Consider the following 1,695-nt stretch of genomic DNA (forward strand, 5'->3'; position numbering starts at 1 on the left):
CGCTCTTGTCAGGACACTTCACCGGGAGGGGCTTTTGGTGAGGCTTGGGCTTATAAGTTACGGCGCGGCCTAAAGGTAGTGTTGCCAAGCTACCGCGTGGGCAAGCCTTGTGGCTTGCCCCCCCCTACTTGCTAAAGAGTTATTGATACCTTTAGCTGAGCTAGTAGCCGAAGCGGCCCTATAAAATCAGCTTACCCAGGCACGGCGACTCTAGTAGCTCCCGTGTTGGGAGCAACAATCGGCGCATCCCTTATGGGAATACGCCGATCTTCGATAGCAAGTCATGATCAGGTAGTGTTGCTCGTTCAACTCACGGGCATGACCTCCGGTCAGCCCGCCCTACCTAACTTTGTCAATATCAGCCAAAATCGCTTGCAATCGTTCGAGACTCAATGCGGACAGATGTACGTCAAACGCAGGGGACTTGTGCTCAAGCACTAGCTGCCCATCGGCTTTTGCATGCAATACCTGCATACCTAAGGAGACTGATGCACCAGGTGCAATAACTCTCAGCCTATCCAAGGCTGCGAGTGGAATGCTAATTTCGCAAAAATCCTCGAAGTCAAGAACTTCAATTCGACCTTCATCAAGACGATTCCGTAAAGTCACATTTCCATTCCTGGAAATATGAGGAGCAGACTCAGAATGGCGCGCAACACTTTCCGCAATCTGAGCCAAGGACGCCCCTATATTTCGAGAATTATCCGCCACCAACAAGCATGACGTATGCAAAACCCCCTTTATGTCAGCTAATGCATGATTTGGTGGCAGCCTAGGAAAGTAAAATCTAGGTTGACCACTTAAGATTTCAGACTGACACAGCTCACAAATTTGATTGTTACTCATTATGTTTACATCCCCGGCAGCCAGCTAGACCAATCTTCAAACTGTGTGAAAGATTTTTGTCGACCATCTGCTGCACTCTTAATAATTGACTGCTCTTGCTGAAAGGCTCGCAGCACAAATCGATCGCTCGAGCTTGGATCAATACCATATGGATGAGAGTGACCAGACCATTTCCAGCCATTCCCAACATACTGTTCCGGAATCATCATTTGCGTTGGATCACCCTGTAGCAATACACGCTGCCCCTCTGGGCCTCGCAATAGTGAAAACTCGTTACCCGTTGCAGCCTGCAATCTTCCTAGATCGCTAACCTTTACTTCTCGGCGTCCTAAATTGTCAACAATGTTTACAACTGATTGCTTCCCGCCAGCATCTTCGACAAGTACGCGCCTTGCATCACTAAATTTATCTAGAATCGACTGAGTACGAGGTGAAATGTTGCTACCGAACATATCTAGTACAACGCCATCACTACTTTGTACCAATAGTCCCTTGCTTGGAACCACACGCCCTTCCTGCACCGCATACATCCTCAGCCCCGGCGTGCTCTGCTCCGCCAAACGATCCAGCCTCGGCCCAAACGTTTCCGCCGCATCCCTTGCCAGCAAACGCGTGTCCATACCTGCTTCTATGCTCAGCAGACTGGACCCGCGAAGCAAACGTGACCCTGGCGCCCAGGACAATAGGGCATTGCCGGCCAATGCGCCTGCCTGCTCCGCACTCAATTCTCCAGGATTCTTCGCATAATACATCAGCTCGCCCGCCGTCTTGCCTAGCGCACCCGGCAAACCACGGACCAACGCAGCATTACGCGCGGCAGCGCCGCGATCATCGATCAGGCCTCCGCTG

At 51.2% G+C, this 1,695-nt stretch carries 2 protein-coding genes; both read right to left on the reverse strand.

The window, feature by feature from the left end:
• Nucleotides 1–339 precede the first annotated feature (339 nt).
• Nucleotides 340–846, reverse strand: coding sequence for a hypothetical protein (locus LQT98_RS11155; RefSeq protein WP_231462381.1), 507 nt, complete (start codon nucleotides 844–846; stop codon nucleotides 340–342).
• Between the two features lie 5 nt (nucleotides 847–851).
• Nucleotides 852–1,695, reverse strand: an 844-nt coding sequence (locus LQT98_RS11160; protein ID WP_231462382.1) for a hypothetical protein, incomplete at its 5' end; no start/stop codon positions are given.

The sequence above is a fragment of the Chromobacterium aquaticum genome, from assembly GCF_021129195.1.
In the GTDB taxonomy this organism is placed as follows: domain Bacteria; phylum Pseudomonadota; class Gammaproteobacteria; order Burkholderiales; family Chromobacteriaceae; genus Chromobacterium; species Chromobacterium aquaticum.

What these genes read in the sequence shown, in the direction of transcription:
- LQT98_RS11155 (WP_231462381.1), bottom strand. Translation starts at nt 846, where the DNA reads ATGAGTAACAATCAAATTTGTGAGCTGTGTCAGTCTGAAATCTTAAGT.